This is a genomic window from Pseudomonas sp. NUPR-002 (genome assembly GCF_056322725.1).
This window is the reverse complement of record NZ_CM150476.1, coordinates 1,087,674-1,101,846: the sequence shown is the minus strand read 5'-3', so window position 1 is coordinate 1,101,846 and position 14,173 is coordinate 1,087,674. Positions and strand designations below refer to the sequence as shown.

Annotated in this window: 11 protein-coding genes; 4 read left to right on the top strand and 7 right to left on the bottom strand. The window is 60.8% G+C overall.

Annotation, left to right across the window (positions count from 1 at the left end; translation table 11 throughout):
* Positions 1–41 precede the first annotated feature (41 nt).
* The gene (locus tag ACVWSC_RS05155; protein ID WP_442112344.1) at positions 42–1,592 is read left to right on the top strand and encodes an AmpG family muropeptide MFS transporter; all 1,551 of its coding nucleotides are present in this window, start codon (positions 42–44) and stop codon (positions 1,590–1,592) included.
* Positions 1,593–1,616: 24 nt separating this feature from the next.
* Here ACVWSC_RS05155 and ACVWSC_RS05150 read toward each other — a convergent pair whose 3' ends face one another.
* The 3 genes from ACVWSC_RS05150 to ACVWSC_RS05140 form a co-directional block, all read right to left on the bottom strand.
* Positions 1,617–2,867, bottom strand: coding sequence for an MFS transporter (locus tag ACVWSC_RS05150; protein ID WP_442112343.1), 1,251 nt, complete (start codon positions 2,865–2,867; stop codon positions 1,617–1,619).
* Between the two features lie 173 nt (positions 2,868–3,040).
* Positions 3,041–3,880: a mechanosensitive ion channel family protein gene (locus ACVWSC_RS05145; protein ID WP_442112342.1), complete on the bottom strand. Its 840-nt coding sequence runs from the start codon at positions 3,878–3,880 to the stop codon at positions 3,041–3,043.
* Between the two features lie 112 nt (positions 3,881–3,992).
* Positions 3,993–4,478 (bottom strand): YajQ family cyclic di-GMP-binding protein, encoded by a 486-nt coding sequence (locus ACVWSC_RS05140; RefSeq protein WP_442112341.1) that lies wholly within the window; start codon positions 4,476–4,478, stop codon positions 3,993–3,995.
* A 113-nt stretch (positions 4,479–4,591) separates the two neighbouring features.
* Here ACVWSC_RS05140 and ACVWSC_RS05135 point away from each other — a divergent pair, with 113 nt between their 5' ends.
* The 3 genes from ACVWSC_RS05135 to ACVWSC_RS05125 are packed head-to-tail and all read left to right on the top strand — an operon-like array spanning position 4,592 to position 8,159.
* On the top strand, positions 4,592–5,509 hold the full coding sequence (locus ACVWSC_RS05135; RefSeq protein ID WP_442112340.1) for a putative 2-dehydropantoate 2-reductase: 918 nt from the start codon (positions 4,592–4,594) through the stop codon (positions 5,507–5,509).
* A gap of 50 nt (positions 5,510–5,559) precedes the next feature.
* Positions 5,560–7,596 carry a sensor histidine kinase gene (locus ACVWSC_RS05130; protein WP_442112339.1) on the top strand — a complete coding sequence of 679 codons (2,037 nt, stop codon included), beginning with the start codon at positions 5,560–5,562 and terminating at the stop codon, positions 7,594–7,596.
* Positions 7,597–7,598: 2 nt separating this feature from the next.
* A complete protein-coding gene (locus ACVWSC_RS05125) occupies positions 7,599–8,159 on the top strand; it encodes a cob(I)yrinic acid a,c-diamide adenosyltransferase (RefSeq protein WP_442112338.1) in 561 nt (186 codons plus the stop codon).
* Between the two features lie 67 nt (positions 8,160–8,226).
* Here ACVWSC_RS05125 and ACVWSC_RS05120 read toward each other — a convergent pair whose 3' ends face one another.
* The 4 genes from ACVWSC_RS05120 to secA all read right to left on the bottom strand — a co-directional run bounded on the left by ACVWSC_RS05120 (position 8,227) and on the right by secA (position 13,964).
* The gene (locus tag ACVWSC_RS05120) at positions 8,227–9,171 is read right to left on the bottom strand and encodes a Nudix family hydrolase (RefSeq protein WP_442112337.1); all 945 of its coding nucleotides are present in this window, start codon (positions 9,169–9,171) and stop codon (positions 8,227–8,229) included.
* On the bottom strand, positions 9,168–9,800 hold the full coding sequence (locus tag ACVWSC_RS05115; RefSeq protein WP_442112336.1) for a glutathione S-transferase family protein: 633 nt from the start codon (positions 9,798–9,800) through the stop codon (positions 9,168–9,170). Before ACVWSC_RS05115 ends, ACVWSC_RS05120 begins: the two co-directional genes overlap by 4 nt.
* A gap of 84 nt (positions 9,801–9,884) precedes the next feature.
* On the bottom strand, positions 9,885–11,102 hold the full coding sequence (argJ, locus tag ACVWSC_RS05110) for a bifunctional glutamate N-acetyltransferase/amino-acid acetyltransferase ArgJ (RefSeq protein ID WP_442112335.1): 1,218 nt from the start codon (positions 11,100–11,102) through the stop codon (positions 9,885–9,887).
* A gap of 126 nt (positions 11,103–11,228) precedes the next feature.
* Positions 11,229–13,964, bottom strand: a complete 2,736-nt coding sequence (secA, locus tag ACVWSC_RS05105; protein ID WP_442112334.1) for a preprotein translocase subunit SecA — start codon at positions 13,962–13,964, stop codon at positions 11,229–11,231.
* Positions 13,965–14,173 lie beyond the last annotated feature (209 nt).

Below are 14,173 nucleotides of genomic sequence, written 5' to 3'. Positions count from 1 at the left end.
TGCGCGCTTTGTTTTCGTAAACTTGAGGCAGATGTTGGCCCATGCCCCGTAAAACCTGGCGCGCTGCGCTCGCTGCCTATGCCAGCCCGTCTACCTTGGTGCTGTTGCTGCTCGGCTTTGCGGCCGGCTTGCCCTACATGCTGGTGTTTTCAACCCTGTCGGTGTGGCTGCGCGAGGCCGGGGTGGCCCGTGAAACCATCGGCTATGCCAGCTTGATCGGTTTGGCCTATGCCTTCAAATGGGTCTGGTCACCGCTGCTCGACCAATGGCGCTTGCCGCTGCTCGGCAAACTGGGTCGACGTCGCTCCTGGCTGGTGCTGTCGCAAGTGCTGGTGGTCATCGGTCTGGTGGGGATGGGCTTTTGTGATCCGCAAAAACATCTGTCCTGGTTGATCGCCCTGGCGGTACTGGTCGCTTTCGCCTCGGCCACTCAAGACATCGCCGTTGACGCCTATCGCCTGGAAATCGCCGACGACCAACGCCAGGCCGCACTGGCCGCCAGCTACATGGCCGGCTATCGGGTTGCCGCGCTGTTAGCCACCGCCGGTGCCCTGTTCTTTGCCGAAGGCTTCGGCTCCACCGGCTTCAGCTACCTGCACAAAGCCTGGACCGGCACCTATGTGCTGTTCGGCGTACTGATGCTGCCCGCAGTCATTACCACCCTGCTCATGCGCGAACCGCCGGTGCCGTTGCGCACCCAGTTGTCCGCCGCCCGTTACGGTTTGGCCCATCAGTTGGTATCGGTGTTCGTGCTGATCATTCTGCTGGTTTCGGTACCTGCGACCTTCACCCAGCTGTACAACACCGACTTCGCCAGCGTGCTGTTCGACGGCGTCAGCCTGCTCGACCTGCTGCTTGAAGACCGCGCGTTCCTGCGTGCGATCCTCTACATCACCCTGACGACACTGTGCCTGTCGTCTCTGGGCCGTCGCGGGTTGGCGCCGGTGCTGACGCCGGTCAACGATTTCATCCTGCGCTACCGCTGGCAGGCATTGCTGCTGCTCGGCCTGATCGCCACCTACCGGATGTCCGATACGGTCATGGGCGTCATGGCCAACGTGTTTTACATCGACCAGGGCTTCACCAAGGACCAGATCGCCAGTGTCAGCAAGATTTTCGGCCTGATCATGACCCTGGTCGGCGCCGGCATGGGCGGCTTGCTGATTGTGCGCTTCGGTATCCTGCCGATCCTGTTCATCGGCGGTGCCGCCTCGGCAGCCACCAACATCCTGTTCCTGATGCTCGCCGACATGGGCCCGAACCTGCAGATGCTGGTGGTGACCATTTCGCTCGACAACTTCAGCTCGGGCCTGGCGACCTCGGCCTTCGTGGCCTACCTGTCGAGCCTGACCAACCTCAAGTTCTCCGCCACCCAATATGCCTTGCTGAGCTCGATCATGCTGCTGTTGCCGCGCCTGATCGGTGGCTACTCAGGGGTGATGGTAGAAAAGTTCGGCTACCACGACTTCTTCCTGATCACCGCCTTGCTCGGCGTGCCGACCCTGATTCTGATCGCCCTGCAGTGGCGCCAGGAGACAGATAAGGGTAAGCAAGAACCTGCCGAAAATCCTGTAGCCGAGCAACGCCCCTGAGCCTGCCTGAGGCCATTGCCGGGATTACCCCGGCATCGCCTCGGCCTGTTCGCTGGACGCCCTGAGAACGACCTGCAGCGGCCACAGCGCCAATACCCCCGCCGCCCCCGCCGCCACCGCAAAGCTCAACAGGCTGTCGCCTGCGCCGAGCACTGCCAGCAGCGCACCGCCCAGGCCCAACAAGGCGATGGTGATCATCCCCAGCATGGCCGATACCAGGCCCTTGCTCTGCTCGCTGGAGAACAGGGTCATGCGGTACAACACCGCATTGGCGATGCCCAGGCCCAGGGCATACACCGACATCCCCGCCACCAGGCTGGCTACGCTGGGCAACAACCAGGTGGCCAGCAGCATGCCCAGAATACCGCTCAGGTACGGCCAAAGCGCACGCCGCACCAAGCCTTTGAGCGAGTAACGGTCGGCGATACGGTTGATGATCAGATTGCCGAGGATCAGGCCACCAAACACCGGCAACTGCCACAAGGCATAGTCCAAAGTGCTCAGGCCTTCATCGTGAATCAGCAGCACCGGCGACAAGCCAATCCAGCCGATCAGCGGCAGACCGACCAGCCCCAGCGCTGCACTGCCAGCAACAAAGCGGCGATTGCTGAGCAATTGGGCATAGCCGGTTAGCAATGCCTTCACGTGAATAGGCTGGAACGCCAGGCGCGAACCGTCACGGCGCTCGACGCCGAGGGTCTCTGGCATAAAGCGGTACAGCGCAAACCACGACAGCACCGCACAGGCGCCGAAGATCACGAACAACCAACGCCACGACACCCACTCCAGCAACAAGGTGCCGACCAATGGGCCGAGCAATGGCGAAAGCAGCGCGATGTTTGCCAACAACGCCATCATGCGTACCGCATCGGCTTCACTGAATGCCTCGTTCAGCGCCGGATAGCTGACCGTCACGACAAAGCCCAGGCCAATACCCTGTAACAGCCGCAGCAGGTTGAACAGTTCAATGCCCTGTACCCAGAAGGCTGCCAGACAGGTGACGCAGAAAATCGCACAGCCCAGCAACAGCAGGGGTCTGCGGCCATAGCGATCCGCCAGCGGGCCGATCAGCCATTGCAGCAGCACACCGCCCAGCAGGTACAGGTTAAGCGCATGGGGAATGTAGGCGGGGCTGGCATTGAGATCAGCGACCACCACCGGCATCGCCGGCATCACCACATCGCTGGCGAGGTAAGTCAGCAGCTCGAACAGCGCCAGGGTCATTGCGAAGCACAAGGCACGCAAGGGTGTGATATTGATCAGAGGGGTAAGCATGGAAAGACCGGACAAACAGAAGTAAGCCAGCCTATATGCCAGAAACACCGGGGGGCAGGTAGCGGGAAGACGTGAACAAGTGTAATCCCCCGGCTGTAGGAGCGGGCTTGCCCCGCGATAGCGGTGTGTCAGCCAACACCGCATCGCGGGGCAAGCCCGCTCCCACAGACCCCTTACACTGCTGCTTCTTGCACCACGCGGATAACCCGCTGCGGGAACGGGATGTCGATCCCCTCTTCCTTCAGACGGTCACGCGCATGCTCGTTGAGCATGAACATCACATCCCAGTAGTCAGCGGTATTGACCCAGATCCGCAACGACAAGGTGATCGAGCTGTCACCCAGCAACGAAACCACCGCCTGAGGCGCCGGATCCTGGTGCACGCGTGGGTCTTTGGCCAGCTCCAGCAACACCTGACGGGCCTTCTGCAGGTCGGCTTCGTAATCAACACCGACATCGAACACCACCTTGCGGGTCGGCTGACGGTTGGTGTTGGTGATGATGCCGTTGGACAGGCTGCCGTTAGGCAGGATCACGGTTTTGTTGTCACCGGTACGCAGCACGGTGTGGAAGATCTGGATGCTGTCCACGGTCCCGGCAACGCCTTGGGCTTCAATCCAGTCACCCAGACGAAACGGACGGAACAACAGGATCAACACGCCACCGGCGAAGTTCGACAGGCTGCCTTGCAGGGCCAGACCAATGGCCAGACCCGCCGCACCGATAGCGGCAACGAACGACGTGGTTTCGATACCAATCATCGAAGCGACGCTGATGACCAGCAGAATCTTCAGAATGATATTGGCCAGGCTGGTGATAAAGCCCTGCAGCGCGCGGTCGGTATTACGCAATGCCACCAGTTTGCCCAGATGGGCGGACACTTTGTTGGTCACCCACCAGCCAATCGCCAGGGTCAGCAATGCCAGCAAAAAGCGGCTGCCGTACTCCATGATCAACGGCAGCCAGGTTTGCGAGGTTTTCACCAGCTGATCGACTTCAGCACTTAAATCCATAATGTTCTCCTGATGCCGAGCGGCAAAAGCTGTATAAATCACGCCGCAATCGTTTCAGCGGCACCAGAGACCTCGGACGCCAAAACGGCGCCAAGGTTCCGAAGTGCATCGATCAGTCGCGGAAGTTGTTGAACTGCAGCGGCATGCCGAATTCCTTGGCGCGCAGTGCAGCGATGGCTTCCTGCAGGTCGTCACGTTTTTTGCCGGTGACCCGTACCTGCTCGCCTTGAATGGCGGCCTGAACCTTGAGCTTGGCTTCTTTGATATGCGCGACGATCTTCTTCGCCAGCTCTTTATCGATGCCTTCTTTAAGGGTGGCTTCCTGCTTCATCACCTTGCCCGATGGGTAGGCATCCTTCACTTCCAGGCACTGAACGTCGATCTTGCGCTTGATCAGGGCCATCTTGAGGATTTCGATCATCGCTTCGAGCTGGAACTCAGCTTCGGCGGTCAGGCCAACCGTCAGCTCTTTCTCTTTGAAATCGAAGCTACCCTTGCCCTTGAGGTCATAACGACGGTCCAGTTCTTTGATCGCGTTGTCTACGGCGTTGGTGACTTCGTGCTTGTCCAGTTCCGATACCACGTCGAACGACGGCATACCTTCTCTCCAAAAAATAAACGCACGCACCTGGCTCTAACGAAAGAGCGCGATGGAGCGCGCAGGGTTTGACGGTTAAAATACCGGCTCATTATAACGGTTGCGAAACGCTGATGAGCAGCACCTGGCATATTCTCGGCGCAGGCAGTCTGGGCAGCCTCTGGGCCTGCCGACTGGCCCGTGCAGGTAAAGCGGTCCGTTTGATCCTGCGAGACACCGCGCGGCTTGAGGCGTACGAGGCCAGCGGCGGGCTGACCCTGATCGAAAAGGGCCAGGCACAACAGCACGCCATTCCGGCCCAAACCGCAGACGACAACACGCCCATTCATCGCTTATTGGTGGCGTGCAAAGCCTACGATGCCGAACAGGCCGTGGCCCAGATAGCGCCTCGCCTGGCCCATGGCGCCGATCTGATTCTGTTACAGAACGGCCTGGGCAGCCAGGATGCGGTGGCCAACCAAGTACCCCACGCCCGCTGCATTTTTGCCTCCAGCACCGAAGGCGCTTTTCGCGAAGCAGACTGGCAGGTCAACTTTGCCGGGCACGGCTTCAACTGGTTGGGCGATCAGGCCAATCCAGCATTGCCCGAATGGCTCGACGATCTGTCTGATGCCGGTATTCCCCATCAGTGGACGCCCGACATCCTCACCCGCCTGTGGCGCAAACTGGCCCTGAACTGCGCGATCAATCCGCTGACCGTGCTGCACGACTGCCGCAACGGTGGCCTGGAGTTGCACCACTGTGAAGTGGCCACGCTGTGCGCCGAACTCACTGAATTGCTGCGATGCTGTGGTCAACCGCAGGCAGCCGAGGGCTTGAGTGAAGAAGTCGAACGCGTGATCAAGGCCACCGCCGCCAACTACTCTTCCATGTATCAGGATGTTCGCCAGGGTCGGCGCACCGAAATCCACTACCTGCTCGGTCACGCCTGCCGCGTCGCCAGCCGCCATGGTCTTGAGCTTGCGCACCTGGAGCGCCTCTATCGGCGCCTGCTTGAGCACCTGAACGCGCGCGGATTGCCCTGCGACTGAACGCAGCGTTACCCTGCCCTCTCACCAACAGACCAGGATCCCGCTTTCACATGACGCTGCGCGAACGCCTGGAGAACCTGCCGGTCGGCCAGAAACTGCTGGCCGCCCTGCTGGTACTGTTGATCACCATTTTGCTGGTGGCCAACCTGACCTTCATCAGCGCCGCCTACTGGATTTCCCAGGAAAGCATGGCGCCACAAGCCCTGCAGACCATCGGTCGGCTGGTGGCCAATCCTGAGCTTTCCAGCAAGGCCGCCGACTCCCCCGAAGCGGCTGACGCCCTGCTCAAAGAGCTCGACAGCTACACCCCGCTGCGTGCAGCGGCCGTGTATGGCAGCGACGGCAAACTGCTCGCGCAGCTGCAACACGGTGAGCAACTGCCCCTGCCCACCCGCTACCGGCACATTGAGAACTGGCGCGTCACCGAGTTTCGCAGCACGCAGTTGACCAAGCTGCCGCGACCGGGCAGCCCTCCCGGCTACCTGCTGATGGTTGCCAGCAGCGAACTGCCGATGGCCTTCTACACCGGCATTCTCACCGCCAGCCTGGGCATTCTGGTGTTCAGTGTGCTGCTGTGGATGATCATCGCCCGGCAGATCAAGCGCCTGATCACCCAACCGATCAACCAGCTCGAACAGCTCTCGCGCCAGGTCACCCGCGAAGAGAATTACGCGCTGCGCGCCCAGCGCGGCAATGACGACGAAATCGGCAGCCTGGCCGATGCGTTCAACACCATGCTTTCACGTATCGAAGCCCGCGAGCAGCAGCTCAAGCGCGCCCGTGACGAGTTCCAGGAGGCTTACGACCAAGCCCAGGGCCTGGCCGTGGAGACCCGCCACACCAACCGTAAACTGGAACTTGAAGTTCAGGTGCGCAGCAAAATCGAGAAAAAGCTCACCGGATTCCAGAACTACCTCAACAGCATCATCGACTCCATGCCGTCGGCGCTGATCGCTCTCGACGAACAGCTGTACGTGACCCAGTGGAACCAGGAAGCCAGTGCCCTGTCTGGCACACCGCTGGACGAAGCGCTGAACCAGCCGATTTTCCTCGCCTTCGAGCCGCTCAAGCCGTTCTTGCCACAGCTCAAGGAAAGCGTCGAGAAGCACCGGGTAGCAAAAATTGAACGGGTGACCTGGACCAAAGGCGAGGATGCCCGCCACTACGCCCTGACCTTCTACCCGTTGATGGGCGGCGGCGGACGCGGCGTGGTGATCCGTATCGACGACATTACCCAGCGCCTGTCACTGGAAGAAATGATGGTGCAGTCGGAGAAGATGCTTTCGGTGGGCGGCCTGGCGGCCGGTATGGCTCACGAAATCAACAACCCGTTGGGGGCGATCCTGCACAACGTGCAGAACATCCGTCGGCGCCTGTCGCCGGACCTTGCGAAAAATCAGGAACAGGCAGACGAACTGGGCATCGACCTGCCGGTGGTCAACCGCTACCTGGAAAGCCGCGAAGTACCGCAGTTGCTCGACGGCATCCAACAAGCCGGGGCGCGTGCGGCGAAAATCGTCACCCACATGCTCAGCTTCAGCCGTCGCAGCAACCGCCAGCTGGCGCCTTGCGACCTGCCTGCACTGATCGACCAGGCGGTAGAAATTGCCGGTAACGACTTCGACCTGACCATTGGCTTCGACTTCAAAGGCCAAGCCATCATCCGCCAGTTCGACCCTAACCTGGGGCCGGTGCCCTGCACCGCCAACGAACTGGAGCAAGTGCTGCTCAACCTGTTGAAAAACGCCGCCCAGGCCATCCACCTGCGCGAAGACGACAGCGAACCGGGGCGCATTATTCTGCGCACCCGGCTCAACCCGCCGTGGGCAGAGATTCAGGTGGAAGACAACGGTGTCGGCATGCCTGAGGCGGTGCGCAAACGGACCTTCGAGCCGTTCTTCACCACCAAGGAAATCGGCCAGGGCACAGGGTTGGGCCTGTCGGTGTCGTACTTCATCATTACCAACAACCACAAAGGCCAGATGGAAGTGCAGTCGGCACCGGGTCAGGGCACCTGCTTTACCTTGCGCCTGCCACTGGCCAACAGCTCGCCGACCGGGGCCGAGCCACTGAAAAGGGAGTCATGAACATGGGCTTTCGCTTGTCGAAAATCTACACCCGCACCGGCGACAAGGGCGAAACCGGCCTGGGCGATGGCCGCCGGGTGCCCAAGGATCACCCGCGTATCGAGGCGATTGGCGAGGTCGACAGCCTCAACAGCCAGCTCGGCCTGCTGCTGGCCGGGCTGGCCGAACACGGCCTGGAAGAAGTCATCGAGGTTTTGGCACCTTGCCAGCATCGGCTGTTCGACCTGGGTGGTGAATTGGCGATGCCCAGCTACCAGGCACTGAACAGCATCGAAGTGGAGCGCCTGGAAGCCGCTATCGACCGCTGGAATGAAGAGCTGGGGCCGCTGGAAAACTTCATCCTGCCCAGTGGTTCTGCGCTGATCGCCCAGGCCCATGTGTGCCGGAGCCTGGCACGTAGTGCCGAACGGCGGTGTCAGCAATTGAACAGCGTTGAGCCGCTGGCCGGGGTTGGCCTGGCTTATATCAATCGGTTGTCGGATTTGCTGTTTGTGGCAGCGCGCTTGATCGGGCGGCGCCAGGGGGTGGCTGAGGTGCTTTGGCAGGCGGCGGCGAAGCCTTGAGGGCCTCATCGCGGGGCAAGCCCGCTCCCACCGAACACTGTAGGAGCGGGCTTGCCCCGCGATGCAGTCAAACCTCAGGCCAGAACGCGCGAATCCCAGCCACGCCCTGAGCACCATGCAACCAGGCTTTCTCACGCTCGGCTGCACCAACACCACCGAGCAGATACACCGGCTTGCTAAAACCGTCGATCAACTGCCGGGCCTGCTCCCAGCCAAGCGGCTGAGCGTCAGGATGGGTCTGGGTTGCCTGCACTGGCGACAAGGTGACGAAATCCACACCCATCTGCTCGGCCAATGCCAGTTCCTCAGCACTGTGGCAAGAAGCCGCCAACCAGCGTTCTTTGGGGAACGGTCGGCCCTTGCTGGCGTACTTGCGCAGTTGCTCGGAGGTCAGGTGCCAGCCCGCCGAAGGGAAGTCCCCCAGCCACTCCAGCGGCCCTTTGAGCATCAGTTGCGCCTTGCCTGCACACAGGCCTACGGCATCCACCGCCACGTCACGGTACTTGGGGTCGTACATGTTCGGCGCACGCAGTTGAACCAGTTTGATCCCGCCAGCAATGGCCTTTTGAATACCGCGCAGCATGTGCGGCACTTCCAGGCCGTCCGGGGTAATCAGGTACTCACCCGGCAAGCGTGCCGCTGCGACGATCGGCTGATTGGCCGCCGGGAACTCATACTGCGGCAACTCACGGGTGGTGACCCAGGCCAGTGGTTGGCCTTCGGCGCCATGGGGTTCGCCGGTAAAGCCATCGACTTCCCAAACATCCAGCAATACCTGCTTGTCCGAGTAGTCGTGGTAGATCTTGATCAAGGGCCGCGCGCGGGTGACGACAATGCCCAGCTCTTCATTCAACTCACGGGCCAAGGCAACGTCCACAGCCTCGCCGTCTTCAACCTTGCCGCCCGGGAACTCCCACAGACCGCCCTGGTGCTGGCTATCGGCACGACGGGCAATCAGGATTCGGCCATCGGCGCCGCGAATCACGGCAGCGGCTACATGTATGCGTTTCACCCTTCACGCTCCGCCAGGCCAGCCTTCTGCCAGGCCTGGAAGGCCGGCCACTGGTAGATAGTTTCGATATAGGCAGCCGCTTCGGCGGGCACGTCCACCCGATAGGTACGCAAGCGCACGGCAATCGGGGCGAAGAAGGCATCCGCCAGGCTCGGCGTGCCGAACAGGAACGGACCGGCTGCTTTGGCCGCCAAACGGCATTCCGACCACAGCGCAACAATGCGGTCGATTTCGACCTGCACTTCAAGCGGCATGCTTTCCAGTGCTTGGTCGCGAGACAGGTCAAACGGCATGTTGCCACGCAGGGCAAAGAAGCCGCTGTGCATCTGCGCGCAGGCAGAGCGTGCCTGGGCCCGGGCGGCGACGTCGGTCGGCCACAGGTTGGCCTGTGGATGACGCTCGGCCAGGTATTCGGCAATCGCCAGGGAATCGGCAATGGTGCCGTGCTCACACTTGAGCAGCGGCACTTTGGCAGTCGGCGAGTACTTCAGCAGCCGCGCACGGGTGTCGGGCTGGTTGAGTTTGATCAGGGTTTCTTCAAAGGTAGCGCCAGCCAGCTCAAGGGCCAGGAAAGCGCGTAGCGACCAGGAGGAGTAAAGCTTGTCGCCGATGATCAGGTGGTAGCTCATGGTTCGGCTCCATCAGGGGGGACGATCGCGGGGCAAGCCCGCTCCCACCAATTACTGTGGGAGCGGGCTTGCCCCGCGAAAAGGTCAGGTACGGTACTCAGCGTTGATCTTCACGTACTCGTGGGACAGGTCAGTCGTCCAGATGGTTTCGCTGCACTGGCCACGGCCCAGTTCGATACGGATGGTGATTTCTTCTTCAGCCATCACCGCTGCACCCTGCGCTTCAGTGTAGGTGGCGCTGCGCCCGCCTTTGCTGGCGATGCACACATCTCCCAGGTACACGTCGATCAGGCTGACATCCAGCTCCGGCACACCGGCACGACCTACCGCGGCGAGAATGCGGCCCCAGTTCGGATCAGAGGCGAACAGCGCAGTCTTGATCAGTGGCGAGTGGGCCACCGCATAACCGACGTCCAGGCACTCCTGGTGGTTGCCGCCGCCGTTGACTTCAACGGTGACAAACTTGGTCGCGCCTTCACCGTCACGAACGATGGCCTGGGCCACTTCCATGCACACCTCGAACACGGCTTTTTTCAGCGCTTCGAACAATGGGCCGCGGGCTTCGGTCACTTCAGCGACGTTGGCCTTGCCGGTAGCGATCAACATGCAGCAATCGTTGGTCGAGGTATCGCCATCGATGGTGATGCGGTTGAACGACTTGTTGGCGCCATCGAGCATCAGGTCCTTGAGCACCTGCGGGGCAACCTTGGCGTCGGTGGCGATGTAGCCAAGCATGGTGGCCATGTTCGGACGGATCATCCCGGCGCCCTTGCTGATACCGGTGACAGTGATGGTCACGCCATCATGCTGGAACTGGCGGCTGGCGCCTTTAGGCAGGGTGTCGGTGGTCATGATGCCGGTGGCGGCAGCGGCCCAGTTGTTTTCCGACAGGTCATCCAGGGCCGCCTGCAGCGCGCCTTCGATTTTTTCCACCGGCAGCGGTTCACCGATGACACCGGTGGAGAATGGCAGCACGGCGCTGGCATCGACCCCGGTCAGCTCGGCCAGTTTGGCGCAGGTGCGCTCGGCAGCGGCCAGGCCCGGAGCGCCGGTACCGGCGTTGGCATTACCGGTGTTGGTCAGCAGGTAACGCACGGTGCCCTGCACGCGCTGCTTGGCGAGGATCACTGGCGCTGCGCAAAAGGCGTTGAGGGTGAACACGCCAGCCACACTGGAGCCTTCGGCGCAGCGCATGACCACTACATCCTTGCGCCCCGGGCGCTTGATACCCGCAGAGGCGATGCCGAGTTCAAAACCTGGAACCGGGTGCAACGTTGGCAAAGGACCAAGACCAACAGCCATGAAAGCGCTCCTAGAAAAAAGTACACCGGGGCGAATAGGCCGGTGCTTGAGATGGAACAACGCCGCGACGGTCAAGACCGGCGCGGCGTGGTGTTCGTGAGTCAGTGAACGGCCGGGCAGACGACGTTAGTTGATCTGGCCGTGGCAGTGCTTGAACTTTTTGCCCGAACCACACCAGCACAGTTCGTTACGGCCCAGTTTCAGGTCGTTGCGCACCGGAGCGGCGGCGACGGCGACTTCAGCGCCCTCTTCCTGCTCCTGGTTTTGCTCAAGGCCCGGTGCTGCAGCGTGCTGGAATTGCATGCGTGCTGCCAGCTCCTCGGCCTCGCGGCGCAGACGGGCTTCTTCTTCGGCCGGATCTTCGCGGCGTACCTGAACGTGCGAGAGCACACGAATGGTGTCGCGCTTGATCGAATCGAGCAGTTCCTGGAACAGTGCGAACGACTCGCGCTTGTACTCCTGCTTCGGGTTCTTCTGCGCATAGCCGCGCAGGTGGATACCGTGACGCAGGTGGTCCATGGTCGACAGGTGGTCTTTCCACAGGTCGTCCAGTACGCGCAGCAGAATCTGCTTCTCGAAGGTACGCAGCGCTTCGGCACTGGCCTGCTCTTCTTTCTCATTGTAGGCCGCCAACAGCTCGGTCATGAGTTTTTCGCGCAGGGTTTCTTCGTACAGGTGATCGTCTTCGTCGAGCCATTGCTGGATCGGCAGCTTGACCCCGAAATCGCTGGCCAGCGCCGCTTCCAGACCCGCCACGTCCCATTGTTCAGGCAACGACTGCGGTGGAATGTGCTGGGCGACGGTGGCGTCGAGCACTTCCTGACGGAACTCGGCGATGGTGTCACCAATGTTGTCAGCGGCCAGCAGGCTGTTACGCATGTGGTAGATGACTTTACGTTGTTCGTTGGCTACGTCGTCGAATTCGAGCAGTTGCTTACGAATGTCGAAGTTGCGACCTTCGACCTTGCGCTGCGCTTTTTCGATGGCGTTGGTGACCATGCGGTGCTCGATCGCTTCACCGGACTGCATGCCCAGTGCCTTCATGAAGTTCTTCACCCGATCAGAGGCGAAGATACGCATCAGGCTGTCTTCCAGCGACAGGTAGAAGCGGCTGGAACCCGGGTCACCCTGACGGCCGGCACGACCACGCAGCTGGTTGTCGATACGGCGCGATTCGTGGCGCTCGGAAGCGATGACATGCAGGCCACCGGACTCGATCACCTGCTGGTGACGTTTCTGCCAGTCGGCCTTGATTTGCGCGATCTGCTCAGGGGTCGGGTTTTCCATGGCCGCGACTTCCACTTCCCAGTTACCGCCCAGGAGGATGTCGGTACCACGACCGGCCATGTTGGTAGCGATGGTCAGCGCCCCCGGACGACCGGCCTGGGCAATGATCTCGGCTTCTTTTTCGTGGTACTTGGCGTTCAGTACCTTGTGATCGATGCCTTCCTTCTTGAGCAGGTTGGACATGTGCTCGGAAGTTTCGATGGTGGCCGTACCGACCAGCACCGGGCGACCCTGCGCCATGCTTTCCTTGATGTCGGCAATGATCGCCGCGTACTTCTCGTCGGCAGTCAGATAAACCAGGTCGTTGAAGTCCTTACGGGCCAGCGGCTTGTTCGGCGGAATGACCATAACGTTGAGGTTATAGATCTGGGCGAACTCGAAGGCTTCGGTGTCAGCGGTACCGGTCATGCCGGACAGCTTGTTGTACAGACGGAAGTAGTTCTGGAAGGTGGTCGATGCCAGGGTCTGGCTTTCGGCCTGGATGTTCAGGTTTTCCTTCGCTTCGATGGCCTGGTGCAGGCCTTCGGACAGACGGCGGCCCGGCATGGTACGGCCGGTGTGCTCGTCAATCAGCAGAATCTGACCGTCCTGGACGATGTATTCGACGTTGCGATGGAACAGCTTGTGCGCGCGCAGGCCGGCATAAACGTGGGTCAGCAGGCCCAGGTTGTGCGCGGAGTAGAGGCTCTCGCCTTCAGCCAGCAGGCCGACCTGAGTGAGCATCTCTTCGATGTACTGGTGACCGGCTTCGTTGAGTTCGACCTGACGGCTTTTCTCATCGATGCTGTAGTGGCCTTCCTGGGTAACCTGGCCTTCGACTTCTTCGATGTGCTGCTTCAGGCGCGGGATCAGTTTGTTGATCTCGATGTACAGCTTGGAGCTGTCTTCAGCCTGACCGGAAATGATCAGCGGAGTACGGGCTTCGTCGATCAGGATGGAGTCGACTTCGTCGATCACGGCGAAATTCAGCTCGCGCTGGAATTTCTCTTCCATGCTGAACGCCATGTTGTCGCGCAGGTAGTCGAAACCGAATTCGTTGTTGGTACCGTAGGTGATATCGGCAGCATAGGCAGCGCGCTTTTCTTCCGGCGGCTGGAACGGCGTAACGACGCCGACAGTCAGGCCGAGGAATTCATACAGCGGGCGCATCCAGTTGGCGTCACGGCGGGCCAGGTAGTCGTTGACCGTGACCACGTGCACACCCTTGCCGGACAGTGCATTGAGGTACACGCCCAGGGTTGCGACCAAGGTCTTGCCTTCACCGGTGCGCATTTCTGCGATAGTGCCTTCGTGCAAGGCCATGCCGCCGATCAACTGGACGTCGAAGTGGCGCATGCCCATGACCCGCTTGCCAGCCTCACGCGCGACGGCGAAGGCTTCTGGCAGCAGTTGGTCGAGGGTCTCGCCTTTGGCCAGGCGCTCTTTGAACTCTGCGGTTTTGCCGCGCAGCTGTTCGTCCGAGAGGGCCACCATCTTCTCTTCGAAGGCATTGACGGACTGCACCGCCTTGAGCAGGCGTTTCACCTCACGCTCGTTCTTGCTTCCAAAAAGTTTTTTTAACAAAGGCGCAAACATATCGGCAGGATCTTCCACACATAGGGATGGAGGGCGGCCCCGTGAGTCGCCCGTGCAGCCCTTATGGCCGCATGCGAACGAGCATTCTACCCGGAAACGACGGTGAGGAAAGTGGCGGATTTCCACGATGCTGGCACAGCGCCTTTGACGGGGCTTTTAAACAATAAGGGCTTTTTTCACAACTTCAACCCATTGGCAACATGAAGTTT